The organism is Pseudomonas sp. NEEL19, from assembly GCF_028751975.1.
GTDB classification, from domain to species: Bacteria; Pseudomonadota; Gammaproteobacteria; order Pseudomonadales; family Pseudomonadaceae; genus Aquipseudomonas; species Aquipseudomonas juntendi.
This window is the reverse complement of record NZ_CP081491.1, coordinates 4,318,553-4,332,267: the sequence shown is the minus strand read 5'-3', so window position 1 is coordinate 4,332,267 and position 13,715 is coordinate 4,318,553. Positions and strand designations below refer to the sequence as shown.

Genomic DNA, 13,715 nt, shown 5'->3' with positions numbered 1-13,715 from the left:
GCAGCACCGGGAAAATATTTTCAAAAGCGCATGAGGTAACCGACCGTGGCATCCGTGTAATGAGTGGAAGTGCGATTCATTCGTACTCATATTCCTCTCACAGGTCAGCGTCCATGAAGTTCTCCCCGCGTTGCGTCCCCCTCTGGTTCGGCCTTGCCATGCTCCCGACCGTTGCCGTGGCTCCCCAGGCCAGCGCTGCCGAGCAACAGCAGGCCTACGCCTTCGCCCAGCCAGCGCAACCGCTGGCCCAGGCCCTCAGCGCCTTCAGCCGGACTACGGGCCAAAGCGTGGTCTACACCGTAGCGTTGCCCGGGGTGCAGGCGCCGGCGCTGACCGGCACCTACAGTGCCGAACAGGCGCTGCAACAGCTGCTGGCAAGCAGCGGGCTGACCTGGCGGCGCCTGGACTCGCGGACCCTGACCCTGGACGCGCTGGATACTACCCGGGCCCTCAACCTGCAGGCCACCACGGTGACCTCGCTCCGGGACGACTACAGCTACCAACCCCCAGCCACGGCGTCGATCATGCGTGGCCAAGGCGCCAACCAGGACATTCCCCAGGCGATCAACGTGGTCCCGGCGCAGGTCATCCGTGATCAGGCGCCGCGCAACCTTGACGATGCCCTGGCCAACGTCAGCGGCATTACCCAGGGCAACAACTTCGGCGGCACCTCCGACACGGTGATGAAGCGCGGCTTCGGCGACAACCGCGACGGCTCGATCATGCGCGATGGCATGCCCATCGTGCAGGGCCGCAGCCTCAATGCCAGTACCGAACGGGTCGAAGTGCTGAAGGGGCCGGCCTCGCTGCTGTACGGTATCCAGGACCCGGGCGGGGTCATCAACGTGGTCAGCAAGCGCCCCCAACTCGAGCAGTACAACGCCCTGAACCTGCGGGGTTCCACCTACGGCAGCGGCAAGAACGGCAGCGGCGGGGGCTTCGACAGCACCGGCGCGCTGGGCGACAGCAACTTTGCCTACCGCATGATCGTCGACCACGAAGACGAAGATTACTGGCGCAACTTCGGGGTGCATCGTGAATCGCTGGTCGCGCCGTCGCTGGCCTGGCTGGGCGAAGACACCCAGGTCGTGCTGGCCTACGAGCACCGCGAGTTTCTCTCGCCGTTTGATCGGGGCACGGCCTTTGGCAGCAATGGCCACGCGCTGGACATTCCCGCCACCCGGCGCCTGGACGAGCCCTTCAACGACATGGAAGGGCGCTCGGACCTGTACCGTCTGGAGGTCGACCACCAGTTGGCCGATGACTGGAAGCTGCACGTTGGCTACAGCTTCAACCGTGAGACCTACGACGCCAGCCAGGTTCGCGTCACGGGGGTGAACGAAGCCAATGGCACCCTGACCCGCAGTATTGATGGCACCCATGGCGCCATGAGCCGTGACCAGTTCGCAACCCTGAGCCTGACCGGCACCGTGCAATTGGCCGGCATGCAGCATGACTTGCTGCTGGGTGCCGACCATGAAGACCGCAAGGTCTACCGCGCTGACCTGATCCGGCAAGCCGCGCGGTCCAGCTTCAGCTACGTGAACCCGGTGTATGGGCAGGAAGTGGAAGGCACCACCGTGCGTGCCAGCGACAGTGACCAGACCGACAAGCTGCGCACCGATGCGCTGTTCCTGCAGGACGCGCTGCACCTGGACGATCACTGGATCCTGGTGGCCGGTGCACGCTTCCAGCAGTACGACCAGTACGCCGGCCGCGGTCGCCCGTTCACGGCCAACACCGATACCAACGGCCAGACCTGGGTGCCACATGCCGGTATCGTCTACAAGGTCGATGAGCAACTGTCGTTCTATGGCAGCTACAGCGAATCGTTCAAGCCCAACTCCAGCATCGCGCCGCTCACCGGGGGTGTGGTACTGGACTCGTCGGTGGCGCCGGAAGAGGGCAAGTCGTGGGAGCTGGGCGCCAAGCTCGACATGCCAGGCAGCCTGACCGGTACCTTGGCGCTGTTCGACATCACCAAGCGCAACGTGCTGGTGGCCAATTTCGACACGCGCACCGGCGATACGCTTTACAGCAATGCGGGTGAAGTCAATTCACGCGGGGTCGAGCTGGACCTGACCGGCCAGCTCAGCGAGCGCTGGAGCCTGATCGGCAGCTATGCCTTCACCGATGCCAAGGTCACCAAGGACCCCGACCTCAAGGGCAACCGCCTGCAGAACGTGGCCAAGCACAGCGGCTCGCTGTCGGCGGTGTACGACTACGGCAGCCTGTTCGGCGGCGACCGCCTGCGCTTTGGTGCCGGGGCACGGTATGTGGGTGAGCGCAGCGGCAACGCGACCAACACCTTCGACTTGCCGTCCTACACCGTGGCTGACGCATTTGCGACCTACGAGACCAAGCTCGATGAGCACAAGGTGCTGTTGCAGCTGAACGTGAAGAACCTGTTCGACAAGGTGTACTACAGCTCGGCGGTGAACCAGTACTTTGTGGCGATTGGGGATGCGCGGCAGGTGAGCCTGTCCAGTACCTTTGAGTTTTAGGGAGCAGGGGCCGCTTCGCGGCCCATCGCAGGCGAGCCAGCTCCTACAGGTACTGCATGGAGCCCGGGCCTGATGCAATCCCTGTGGGAGCTGGCTTGCCTGCGATGGGCTGCAAAGCAGCCCCGATGTCACAGGTTGAAGGCCAGGCGGTACTCGCCCGGTGTGGCGCCAACGGCCTGGCGGAACCGATTGCTGAAATGGCTGGCACTGGCAAACCCGCACACCAGGGCAATTTCCCCCAACGGCATGCCCCCCAGCCGCAACAGCTGGCAAGCCCGGTGCAGCCGCCGGGCCAGCAGGAACTGGTGCGGTGGCAGCCCGAAGCTGGCGCGGAACATGCGCGCAAAGTGGTACTCGGACAGGTTGCAGCGCAACGCCAGTTCGCCGAGGGTGATCGGCTGGTCCAGGTGCGCCTCGAGGTAGTCGACCAGTTGCCGACGCAGGCTTGGTGCCAGCCCGCCTTTCAGGCGCAGGCCCTGGCGCAGCCCGACCTGGCTGAGCAGCGCATGGTCGACGATCTCATGCGCCAGGCTGCTGGCCAGCAGACGCTCGCCGGGTTCGTCCCAGTCCAGGTCGATCAGTTGGCGAAAGCGTCGGGCCTGCTGTGGGTCGTCAAGAAAGGTCGCTTCCTGCAACTGCAATTCACGCGGCTCACGGTCGAGCAGGCGCACGCAACCAAGGGCGAACTGCGCTTGGCTGACATACAGGTGCGCCAGGCGGATCTCGCCATTGACCACCCAATTCGATTCCTGGCCCGCCGGCATGATGCACAGCTTGTCGGGCGCACCTTTGTCGGCCGGCCGTTGGCGGCGGAAGGTGCCGGTACCGTCGGCGATGTAGCACGACAGGGTGTGATGGCTTGGCGCCTGATAATCGCGGGCGTCGTCGCGGTTGCTCCACAACGCCGCCGCCAGCCCGTCACCCAGGTGCGCGCTCAGCTCCAGGCGGGCGTGGGGCGAGGCGTGCATGGCATTGAACACTTGCAGCTGGGTGAATGGCGTCATGGCGGGTTCCTCTGACGCCCATCCTACTGCGCCTTGAGCTTGCGTACAGCCGCCTGCGCGACAAATGCGCAAGTTTGTGCAAGCGCAGAGCACAGGGCAGGGCGAACACTGATTGCACTGGCGAGGGCTGCGCCCTCGATCGCCTGAGGAGCCGCACCGATGAACCTGTCTCTCTACTTGCTCACCGTCCTGATCTGGGGCACCACCTGGATCGCCCTGAAACTGCAACTGGGCGTGGTCGCGATCCCGGTCTCGATCGTCTACCGCTTCGCCCTGGCCGGTCTGATCCTGTTTGCCTTCCTGCTGCTCACCCGTCGCTTGCAGCCGATGAACAGGCGGGGCCACCAGATCTGCCTGGCCCAGGGCCTGTGCCTGTTCTGCGTCAACTTCATCTGCTTCCTCAGTGCCAGCCAGTGGATCGCCAGCGGCCTGATCGCCGTGGTGTTTTCCACCGCCACGCTGTGGAACGCGCTGAATGCGCGGATCTTCTTCAGCCAAAGGGTTGCCAGCAATGTGCTGGGCGGCGGCGCCTTGGGCTTGCTTGGCCTGGGCCTGCTGTTCTGGCCCGAGCTGTCGCACCACGCTGCCAGCCGTGAGACCCTGTACGGCCTGGGCCTGGCCCTGCTCGGCACGCTGTGCTTCTCGGCCGGTAACCTGCTGTCGAGCATGCAGCAAAAGGCCGGGCTGCGGCCCATGACCACCAATGCCTGGGGCATGGTCTACGGCGCGTTGATGCTGGGGACGTTCTGTGTGGTCAGCGGCGTGCCGTTCGGCATGGAGTGGAACCTGCGCTACATCGGCTCGCTGTTGTACCTGGTGGTTCCGGGTTCAGTGATCGCCTTTACCGCCTACCTCACCCTGGTGGGGCGCATGGGGCCGGAGCGGGCCGCGTACTGCACGGTGCTGTTCCCGTTGGTGGCGTTGAACGTGTCGGCGGTGGCCGAGGGGTACCAGTGGACGGCCCCGGCCCTGTTGGGGCTTGTCGCAGTGATGGCAGGGAATGTGCTGGTGTTTCGCAAGCCCAGGGCACGGGTAGCTGAGGGGGTTGTGGAGGCCAGATGAATCATGGCCCTATCAGCGGCCAGCTACCGAAACTGTGGGCGCTGGCTTGCCGACGATAGGGCCGGTACAGGGACAACCGGGGGATCAGCCCTTCCACACCTGCGGGTTCACCAGGTCCCGCGGCCGCTCACCCAGCAGCGCCGCACGCAGGTTGTCCAGCGCCCGGTTGGCCATGGCTTCGCGGGTTTCGGCGGTGGCCGAGCCTATGTGTGGCAAGGTCAGAGCATTGGGCAGCTTGAACAGCGGCGAATCGCTCAGTGGCTCTTTCTCGTAGACATCAAGGCCTGCGCCGCGCAGGGTGCCGTTCTGCAGCGCTTCGATCAGTGCGGCTTCATCGACGACCGGCCCGCGTGCAATGTTGATCAGGAACGCGCTTGGCTTCATCAGCTTCAGCTCGCGGCTGCTGATCAGTTTGCGGGTCGCGTCCGACAGGGGCACCACGATGACCACGAAATCGGCTTCGGCCAGCAACTGCTCCAGGCTGCGGAACTGCGCGCCCAGCTCCTGCTCCAGCGCGCTCTTGCGGCTGTTGCCGCTGTACAGGATCGGCATGTTGAAGCCGAAGCGGCCACGGCGGGCCACGGCTGCGCCGATGTTGCCCAGGCCGACGATGCCCAAGGTCTTGCCATGCACATCACTGCCGAAGTGCGCCGGGCCCACGGTTGCCTGCCAGTTGCCAGCCTTGGTCCAGGCGTCGAGTTCGGCGGTACGCCGGGCGCAGCCCATGATCAGTGAAAAGCCCAGGTCGGCGGTGCTTTCGGTGAGCACGTCCGGGGTGTTGGTGAGGGCGATGCCGCGTTCGTTGAAGTAGTCCAGGTCATAGTTGTCGTAACCGACCGACACGCTGGACACCACCTCGAGCTTGGCCGCACCTTCCAGCTGCGCCCGGCCAAGCTTGCGCCCGACCCCGATCAGGCCGTGGGCTTCGGGCAGGGCTTCGTTGAACTGGGCGGCGATGTCGCCCAACTTGGGGTTGGGCTGGATCAGGTTGAAATCTTGCTGCAGGCGCTCGGCCATGGCCGGGGTGATTCGGCTGAAGGCCAGGACGGTCTTTTTCATCGGGCTGCTTCCAAGGGGAAAGCTACAAGCTACAAGTTGCAAGCTACAAGCTACAAGAAAAAGCAGCACGTGAACGGATCTGCTTTTTCTTGCTACTTGCTACTTGCTACTTGCTACTTGCTACTTGCTACTTGCTACTTGCTACTTGCAGCTGCCCTTAGTCGGCGATCAGCACCTGATGGGTTTTCAGGTCGGCCTCATGCGCGGCAAGAATTTCCGGCAGCGAGTTGCGCAGGTATTCGACCCAGGTCTTGATCTTGGCATCCAGATACTGGCGCGACGGGTAGATGGCGTACAGGTTCAGTTCCTGCAGGCGGTACTCGGGCAGCACCCGCACCAGGCTGCCGTCGCGCAGGCCATCGATGGCCGAATAAATCGGCAGCACGCCTACGCCCATGCCGCTGCGGATCGCGGTCTTCATGGCGTCGGCGGTGTTGACCATGAACGGCGAGCTGGTGATGTTGACCATCTCCTGGCCTTCCGGGCCATCGAACAGCCACTTTTCCAGCGGGATCACCGGGCTGACCATGCGCAGGCAGGCGTGCTTGAGCAGGTCGGCAGGTTTGTGCGGCAGGCCATGGCGGGCGATGTACGCCGGCGAAGCGCAGACGATGCTGTAGGTGATGCCCAGGCGCTGCGAAACGAACCCCGAGTCCGGCAGCTCGGTGGCCAGCACGATGGACACGTCATAGCCCTCGTCAAGCAGGTCGGGCACGCGGTTGGCCATGGTCAGGTCGAAGGTCACGTCGGGGTGCGATTCACGGTAGCGGGCAATCGCATCCACCACGAAATGCTGGCCCACCCCAGTCATCGAATGCACCTTCAATTGCCCGGCGGGGCGCGCATGGGCGTCGCTGGCCTCGGCCTCGGCTTCTTCGACGTAGGTCAGAATCTGTTCGCAGCGCATCAGGTAGCGCTTGCCGGCCTCGGTCAGCGCAATGCGGCGGGTGGTACGGTTGAGCAGCCTTGTTTGCAGATGGGCTTCCAGGTTGGAGACCGCCCGCGACACGTTCGCGGTGGTGGTGTCCAGTTGCGCCGCAGCCGCCGTGAAGCTGCCTAATTGCGCTACGCAACTGAAAGCACGCATGTTTTGCAGGGTGTCCATGGGTCACTCTCGAGGTAGAGGACAAAATTGTGTCACGAAGCAACGCAAAAGTTATGAAAACTTACCTTCGACCAAAGGCGGATTATCGCCGTTTTGGTAACAAAGATTCGCAGGAATCTACGCTTATCGCCAGTGCTGCCGCCCCCTAGAATTGCTCGGCCCCTCCACCTCTTCCTCGGGAAATCGCAGCTGTGCCGCGTCGCATCATCAGAACGCTCAGTGCGTTCAGTGCCTGTGCCCTTGCCCTCACCTTGAGCGGCTGTATCGGAACCTGGGGCATCGCCCCGCAAAGCAAGACGCTGCAAGCCAATACCCTGAGCACCGACGCGGCCATTCGCGAAGCCGCAAGCGATGCTCACTGGCCCGACCAGCAGTGGTGGCACGCCTATGGCGACCCGCAACTGGACCGCTGGGTTGCCCTGGCAGTGGCCGGCAGCCCGAGCCTGGCCATGGCCGCCGCGCGGGTGCGTGAAGCCAAGGCCATGGCCGGTGTGATCGAGTCGGCTGAAAAGCTCCAGGCCGACGGCCAGGCCACGCTCAAGCGCCACAACTGGCCTGAAGACCAGTTCTATGGGCCTGGCGCGTTGTCGGGTGCCAACACCTGGGACAACAACGCGGCCATTGGTTTGAGCTACGCGCTGGACTTGTGGGGCCGTGAACGCAACGCCAGTGAACAGGCCGTGGACCAGGCGCACATGAGCGTGGCTGAAGCGCGCCAGGCGCAGCTGGAGCTGCAGAACAACGTGGTGCGCGCCTATATCCAGCTGAGCCTGCACTTTGCCCAGCGCGATATCGTCAAGGCCGAGCTGGCACAGCAAGAAGAGATCCTGGCCTTGGCCAAGCGCCGCCTGGCGGCCGGTATCGGCACCCATTTCGAAGTCAGCCAGGCCGAAGCGCCGCTGCCGGAAACCCATCGCCAGCTCGATAGCCTCGACGAAGAAATCGCCCTGGCCCGCAACCAGCTGGCCGCCCTTGCCGGCAAAGGCCCGGGGGAGGGCGCGCAGTTGCAGCGCCCGGCCCTGGCCCTGGCCGCACCACTGAAGCTGCCTTCCAACCTGCCTGCGGCACTGGTCGGCCAGCGCCCGGATGTGGTCGCCAGCCGCTGGCAGGTGGCTGCGCAGGCACGCGGCATCGACGTCGCGCACGCCGGCTTCTTCCCCAACGTCGACCTGGTCGGCAGCCTGGGCTTCATGGCCACGGGCGGCGGGCCGCTGGAATTCCTGACCGGGCGCAAGTTCAACTACAACGTTGGCCCGGCCATCAGCCTGCCGATCTTCGACGGCGGGCGCCTGCGCTCGCAGCTGGGCGTGGCCTCGGCTGGCTATGACGTGGCCGTGGCGCGCTACAACCAGACCGTGGTCGGTGCGCTGAAGAACATTTCCGACCAGTTGATCCGCCGCGAGTCGATGCAGCAGCAGTCGCACTTCGCTGCTGAATCGGTGGCCGCCGCGCAGAAAACCTACGACATCGCCATGGTCGCCTTCCAGCGTGGCCTTACCGACTACCTCAACGTGCTCAATGCGCAGACCTTGCTGTTCCGCCAGCAGCAGGTGCAGCAGCAGGTGCAGGCGGCACGCCTGATCGCCCATGCCGAGCTGGTCACCGCCCTGGGCGGTGGCCTGCAGGCTGGCCAGGACGTACCCCAGGAAGAACGCCAGGCTGCGCCGAACACCCCGGCGACCCTGGCCATTTTCGATACCCGGCCGGACAACGCTGAATGAGCACTTCCAGTTTGCCTGTGCGCTGGCTGCAAAGCCTGGAATGGCGTCGCGGCTTCTTCGCCTGGGCGCGTACCGATGGCGTGACCTGGGTCTACATCTTCAAGGTACTGGCAGCCGCGTTCATTACCCTGTGGCTGGCCATGCGCCTGGAGCTGCCGCAACCGCGCACGGCGATGATCACCGTGTTCATCGTCATGCAGCCGCAAAGCGGCCACGTGTTCGCCAAGAGCTTCTACCGGGTGCTCGGCACCCTGGCCGGCTCGGCGATGATGGTGGCGTTGATTGCCATTTTCCCGCAGAACACCGAGCTGTTCCTGCCCAGCCTGGCGCTGTGGGTTGGGCTGTGCTCGGCCGGTGCCATGCGCTACCGCACCTTCCGCGCCTATGGCTTCGTGCTGGCCGGCTACACCGCGGCCATGATCGGCCTGCCGGTGCTGCAGCACCCTGACCAGGCGTTCATGGCGGCGGTGTGGCGGGTGCTGGAAATTGCCCTGGGCATCCTGGTGTCGACTTTCGTCAGTGCCGCGATCCTGCCGCAGTCGGCCAGCGCCGCCATGCGTAACGCCCTGTACCAGCGCTTTGGTGTGTTCGCCGGGGTGGTGGTCGAGGCCTTGCGCGGTGACAGCCAGCGTGACCGTTTCGAGAGCAGCAACGTGCGCTTCGTGGCCGAGGCGGTGGGCCTGGAAAGCCTGCGTAACGTCACCGCCTTCGAAGACCCGCACATGCGCCGGCGCAGTGGCCGGCTGGTGCGGATGAACAGCGAGTTCATGGCCATCACCACACGCTTCAACGCCCTGCACCGCCTGCTGGAGCGGCTGCGTGCACGTGGCCCGCGGCAGATCGTCACCGCCATCGAGCCGGGCCTGAACACCTTGGTGGAGCTGTTGCAGCCCTACGTGGGCCGGGCGCTGACCGACGCCGATGCCTTGCGCCTGACCCTGGAGCTGGGCGCCTACAAGGAAGGCCTGCAAGCCCAGGTGCGTAGCCTGCGGGCCGAGTACCTGGCGTCCGGGCCTAGCGCGGCCGACCAGCTCGACTTCCACACGGTGTTCGAGCTGTTGTACCGCTTCATCGACGAAATGTTCAGCTACGCCGAAACCCACGCCTCGCTGGCCGCACACAAGCACGAGCGCGAGCAATGGGACGAGCCCTATGTGGCGCAGACCAGCTGGCTGGTGTCGTTGGCAGCGGGTGTGCGCGCCTCGACAGTGCTGTTGCTGCTGGGCAGCTACTGGCTGCTCAGCGACTGGCCCAGTGGCGCCATGATGACCCTGATCGCCACGGTGACCGTGGGCTTGTCGGCGGCCTCGCCCAACCCCAAGCGCATGTCGTTCCAGATGGCCTGCGGCACTGCGCTGGGGGCCTTGGTCGGCTTCTTCGAGACCTTCTTCGTGTTCCCCTGGATCGATGGGTTCCCATTGCTGTGCATGGTGCTGGCGCCTGTGTTCGTGCTCGGCGCGTTTCTCTCGTCACGGCCGGCCTACGCGGGCTACGGCATCGGCCTGCTGGTGTTTTTCGCCATCGGCTCGGTACCCAACAACCTGACCGTGTACGACCCCTACAGCTTCATCAATGACTACATCGGCATGATTCTGGGCATGTGCGTGTGTGCCGCCGCCGGGGCGATCATCCTGCCACCCAACAGCCGCTGGTTGTGGAGCCGCCTGGAGCAGGAGCTACGCGAGCAGGTGTTGTTTGCCATCAGCGGCCGCCTGCGTGGCATCGGCACGGCGTTCGAAAGCCGCACCCGCGACCTGCTGCACCAGGCTTACGGCCTGGCAGCCGGCAAGCCGAAGGTTCAGAGCGAGCTGATGGGCTGGATGTTCACCGTGCTGGAGGTCGGCCACGCTGTTATCGAACTGCGCAAGGAGCAGGCCCGCGCCCCGGTGCACCCGGCCTATGCCGAGTCGCAACCGTGGCGCCAGGCCATCCGCGTGATGGGCCGGGCCCTGGCACGGCTGTTTCTGCAGCCCAGTGCCAGCAACCACGAACGCGCGCTGGTAGCAGTGGACCATGCCATTGCCCGGGTGCAGGCCACCGACGAGCCATTCGCCCGGCACTTCGATACCTCGGTGCTGCGCCGTGCGCAAAGCTACCTGCACTTCATCCGTTCTTCCCTGCTCGACCCACAGTCGCCGCTGGTGCCGGCGAAAGGACTGCCTGATGCTGCGTGAAAGCATGCCCCGCGAAATCGCCTTCCATGGTGTGTACATGCCCACCATGACCTTGATGTTCCTGTTTGCGCTGGGCCTGGCCTGGGGCCTGGACCGGTTCATCGCCAGCCATGATGGCTACCGCTTCTTCTGGCACCCGGCGTTGCTGCGCCTGAGCCTGTTCGTCTGCCTGTTCGGCGCCATGGCGCTTACTGTCTACTGGTGAGAAACCTTCGATGAAAAAGTTCTTCAGCCTGATCGCCACCCTGCTGGTGCTGGTCGCTGCCGTGGCCATCGGTCGCCAGTTGTGGGTGCACTACATGACCACGCCGTGGACCCGTGACGGCCGCGTGCGTGCCGATATCATCAACGTGGCCGCCGACGTGCCCGGCTATGTGGTGGACGTGCCGGTCAAGGACAACCAGCGGGTGAAGAAGGGCGACCTGTTGATCCAGATCGACCCCGAGCACTATCAGCTCGCTGTCGACCAGGCCAAGGCGCTGGTCGCGTCGCGCAAGGCCACCTGGGAGATGCGCAAGGTCAACGCCAAGCGCCGTGCCGACATGGACAACCTGGTGATCTCCAAGGAAAACCGTGACGATGCCAGTAACATCGCCAACTCGGCGCTGGCCGACTACCAGCAGGCCCAGGCTGAACTGGCAGCAGCCGAGTTGAACCTCAAGCGCACCCATATCGTGGCCACGGTGGACGGTTACGTGACCAACCTGAATATCCACCGGGGCGATTACGCGCGTACTGGCGAGGCGGTGATGGCAGTGGTCGACGAGAACTCGTTCTGGGTGTACGGCTTCTTCGAGGAGACCAAGCTGCCGCACGTGAAGGTAGGTGACCAGGCCGAGCTGCAGATGATGAGCGGCGAGCGCATCAAGGGCCATGTGGAGAGCATCGCCCGCGGTATCTACGACCGCGACAACCCGCAAAGCCGCGAGCTGATCGCCGACGTGAACCCTACTTTCAACTGGGTACGCCTGGCGCAGCGGGTGCCGGTGCGCATTCACATCGATGAAGTGCCGGAAGGGTTTTTGCTGGCGGCGGGGACTACTTGTACGGTGGTGGTGAAGCCGAGCGAGGGGTGACCTGCGGCGCCATTCTGGCCCACAGTCACTACACTGCCTTTGAATACAGCGCTGGACCTGTGGTAGCGGGCATGCCCGGCAAGAGTCCAACGCGGTGGCTGGCACCGGCTGCGCCGGTGTTCGCGGGCGCGCCCGCTCCCACAGGGTACGCTGTGCGCCTGCCAGCATTGGTTCTCGGCGCGACATCGCAGCCTTGCTGGGCTGGGTGATCTCCCACAATCACACGCAGCTTTTAAGTTTTGGGAAATGCCCTGCTCGACTGTATTTGGGCCTGAACTTGAACGCTCGGTGCGTCGAGCTTGGCCAGGAACAGCGGGTGGTCAAATACAGTTCATCCATGAATAACCAGAGGCGTATTTTTCGCATCACTCATGCATCATCCGCCGACAGAGGTTGATTCAGATCGACCTCCGCGTCGCCGACAAGCTTGTCGAGGCGCGCGATGAGGTCAGCATCGACAACCTGGGGTTCAGGCGGGCCCCGCCAATATCGGCACCTTCACCCGGTCGTTTACCTTTGCGCTGGTCTTCGAGTCCGGTAACCACCTGCACCTGATATTTTTACCAGCTATCCAACTCAAGTCGCGTAGGTGATAGTGGCCTTGATTACGGTGGAGTGCAGACAATGAACAGCGAGCTGTCACGAGCCCTGTATTGGCAAGCCTACAGTGCTTATGGTCATTCCTTGTTCCAGCAACGTTCGACAGCACTGCTGGCGTTTAACGGCGCTTTCATTGATTCGTTCACAGGTAACTATGCACTTGGAAATGGGCAGAGGGCCTACAACCCCAGGCTCATGCGGTTCCAGAGCGCCGACAGTCTGAGCCCGTTCAGGCGCGGCGGAATAAATGCTTACGCGTATTGTTCCGGGGACCCAGTCAATCGAATGGATCCTTCGGGGCGTTCTTGGCTGCGCCGCATGTGGGAGGGATTAACCGGTGGGCCTAAGAAAGTGCAATCCATGAGTCCGCTGTCCAACACGAATCGGGACAGACTCGAATTTGAAGTGCCGATCACTGATAGAAATATAAAGGGCGATCAGGCGAGACTGACGGTCGTAAAGGACTCAGAATCCATGCGTCATGTTTTCAATGGAGCGTCATCATCCATGACGTATAAATGGATGGTTACTAAAAATGGAGAAATCGTCGTCGGTAGCTTCCGACATGCAAAGGTTTACTCGACACATGCCAGCTTTGCACAGATTGCGGCCCGTGACCACGGTACCAGTGCCACTGTAGTCGCAGCGGGGGAGTTCAGGACGAAGGGCAGCATTCTTATAATGACCAACTACAGTGGCCATTATAAGACGCCATACGAGAGGTTATGGCCAGTCAAGATGCACATGGAGCAGCTTGGTATTGATATGAAAATTACGCGCCAATCATATGTGGCTAACCAGGAAGCGAACTGATTCTTACCGGGCTTTTTAACCTGCAACCCCCACCAACACCGGCACCATCACCCTATCGATCACCTTCGCACTGATCGATGGATCCAGCAACCGGCCCAGCCGTGACAGGTGGCGGTGGCCCATGATGATCAGTTCGCAGTTCAGTTCCTGCGCCTTGGCTACGATCGCCTCGACCGGTTGCCCCGCGATCATGCAACCCTGGCTGGCGAAGCCGGCCTGTTGCAACTCGCCTACCGCCTTGGCCACCGCGTCGTCGGCCTGGTGCTGTTCCTTGCAGGCGGCGGGGTATTGCTCCAGCTCTTCGGTGGTGTAGGGCGCGGGTTGCTCGTGCACGGCGAAGGTAGAGTCGATGGCCAGCAGCACGTGCAATTCGTGTTCGCCGGGGCGGCAGTAACGGCGGGCGAGGGTGAGCAGGGCGGTGGCGGCGGGGGAGGCGTCGATGGCGATCAGGACGGGGCTGGGCATGCAGGATCCTTGCTTCTGGCTGGCTAGTCATTTGCCTGCACCGGCGATAGGGTCGGTGCAGGCACTGCAACTGTTATGACCCAATCACCGTCCAGAATAAATGCCCCACCACGCACGAGCGCATTGCGTCTG

The 13,715-nt window shown here is 63.5% G+C and carries 11 protein-coding genes; 7 read left to right on the top strand and 4 right to left on the bottom strand.

Annotated features, from left to right (window positions below):
- Positions 1-113: 113 nt before the first annotated feature.
- Positions 114-2,504: a TonB-dependent siderophore receptor gene (locus K4A76_RS19245; protein ID WP_274410944.1), complete on the top strand. Its 2,391-nt coding sequence runs from the start codon at positions 114-116 to the stop codon at positions 2,502-2,504.
- 128 nt (positions 2,505-2,632) lie between these two features.
- Here K4A76_RS19245 and K4A76_RS19240 read toward each other — a convergent pair whose 3' ends face one another.
- A complete protein-coding gene (locus K4A76_RS19240; RefSeq protein WP_182390394.1) occupies positions 2,633-3,508 on the bottom strand; it encodes a helix-turn-helix domain-containing protein in 876 nt (291 codons plus the stop codon).
- A 159-nt stretch (positions 3,509-3,667) separates the two neighbouring features.
- Here K4A76_RS19240 and K4A76_RS19235 point away from each other — a divergent pair, with 159 nt between their 5' ends.
- On the top strand, positions 3,668-4,570 hold the full coding sequence (locus K4A76_RS19235) for a DMT family transporter (RefSeq protein WP_274410943.1): 903 nt from the start codon (positions 3,668-3,670) through the stop codon (positions 4,568-4,570).
- Positions 4,571-4,654: 84 nt separating this feature from the next.
- Here K4A76_RS19235 and K4A76_RS19230 read toward each other — a convergent pair whose 3' ends face one another.
- Both K4A76_RS19230 and K4A76_RS19225 read right to left on the bottom strand, forming a co-directional pair.
- On the bottom strand, positions 4,655-5,629 hold the full coding sequence (locus K4A76_RS19230; protein ID WP_029888023.1) for a 2-hydroxyacid dehydrogenase: 975 nt from the start codon (positions 5,627-5,629) through the stop codon (positions 4,655-4,657).
- Positions 5,630-5,786: 157 nt separating this feature from the next.
- Positions 5,787-6,734 (bottom strand): LysR family transcriptional regulator, encoded by a 948-nt coding sequence (locus K4A76_RS19225; RefSeq protein ID WP_009685037.1) that lies wholly within the window; start codon positions 6,732-6,734, stop codon positions 5,787-5,789.
- Between the two features lie 191 nt (positions 6,735-6,925).
- Between K4A76_RS19225 and K4A76_RS19220 the strand changes: the two genes are divergently transcribed.
- The 5 genes from K4A76_RS19220 to K4A76_RS23950 all read left to right on the top strand — a co-directional run bounded on the left by K4A76_RS19220 (position 6,926) and on the right by K4A76_RS23950 (position 13,118).
- Positions 6,926-8,455 (top strand): efflux transporter outer membrane subunit, encoded by a 1,530-nt coding sequence (locus K4A76_RS19220; RefSeq protein ID WP_274410942.1) that lies wholly within the window; start codon positions 6,926-6,928, stop codon positions 8,453-8,455.
- Entirely contained in the window at positions 8,452-10,629 is a 2,178-nt protein-coding gene (locus K4A76_RS19215; RefSeq protein ID WP_274410941.1) for an FUSC family protein, read from the top strand. Before K4A76_RS19220 ends, K4A76_RS19215 begins: the two co-directional genes overlap by 4 nt.
- A 4-nt stretch (positions 10,630-10,633) precedes the next feature.
- On the top strand, positions 10,634-10,834 hold the full coding sequence (locus tag K4A76_RS19210) for a DUF1656 domain-containing protein (protein WP_009685040.1): 201 nt from the start codon (positions 10,634-10,636) through the stop codon (positions 10,832-10,834).
- Positions 10,835-10,844: 10 nt separating this feature from the next.
- The gene (locus tag K4A76_RS19205; RefSeq protein WP_009685041.1) at positions 10,845-11,705 is read left to right on the top strand and encodes an efflux RND transporter periplasmic adaptor subunit; all 861 of its coding nucleotides are present in this window, start codon (positions 10,845-10,847) and stop codon (positions 11,703-11,705) included.
- A gap of 624 nt (positions 11,706-12,329) precedes the next feature.
- Positions 12,330-13,118, top strand: coding sequence for an RHS repeat-associated core domain-containing protein (locus K4A76_RS23950; RefSeq protein ID WP_443218406.1), 789 nt, complete (start codon positions 12,330-12,332; stop codon positions 13,116-13,118).
- Positions 13,119-13,133: 15 nt separating this feature from the next.
- Here the strand turns inward: K4A76_RS23950 and K4A76_RS19195 are convergent, their stop codons facing one another.
- A complete protein-coding gene (locus tag K4A76_RS19195) occupies positions 13,134-13,583 on the bottom strand; it encodes a universal stress protein (protein WP_274410940.1) in 450 nt (149 codons plus the stop codon).
- Between the last annotated feature and the right edge of the window lie 132 nt (positions 13,584-13,715).

Coding starts and splice junctions, on each gene's coding strand:
- K4A76_RS19245 (WP_274410944.1), top strand. CDS start 114: ATGAAGTTCTCCCCGCGTTGCGTCCCCCTCTGGTTCGGCCTTGCCATG.
- K4A76_RS19240 (WP_182390394.1), bottom strand. CDS start 3,508: ATGACGCCATTCACCCAGCTGCAAGTGTTCAATGCCATGCACGCCTCG.
- K4A76_RS19235 (WP_274410943.1), top strand. CDS start 3,668: ATGAACCTGTCTCTCTACTTGCTCACCGTCCTGATCTGGGGCACCACC.
- K4A76_RS19230 (WP_029888023.1), bottom strand. CDS start 5,629: ATGAAAAAGACCGTCCTGGCCTTCAGCCGAATCACCCCGGCCATGGCC.
- K4A76_RS19225 (WP_009685037.1), bottom strand. CDS start 6,734: ATGGACACCCTGCAAAACATGCGTGCTTTCAGTTGCGTAGCGCAATTA.
- K4A76_RS19215 (WP_274410941.1), top strand. CDS start 8,452: ATGAGCACTTCCAGTTTGCCTGTGCGCTGGCTGCAAAGCCTGGAATGG.
- K4A76_RS19210 (WP_009685040.1), top strand. CDS start 10,634: ATGCCCCGCGAAATCGCCTTCCATGGTGTGTACATGCCCACCATGACC.
- K4A76_RS19205 (WP_009685041.1), top strand. CDS start 10,845: ATGAAAAAGTTCTTCAGCCTGATCGCCACCCTGCTGGTGCTGGTCGCT.
- K4A76_RS23950 (WP_443218406.1), top strand. CDS start 12,330: ATGAACAGCGAGCTGTCACGAGCCCTGTATTGGCAAGCCTACAGTGCT.
- K4A76_RS19195 (WP_274410940.1), bottom strand. CDS start 13,583: ATGCCCAGCCCCGTCCTGATCGCCATCGACGCCTCCCCCGCCGCCACC.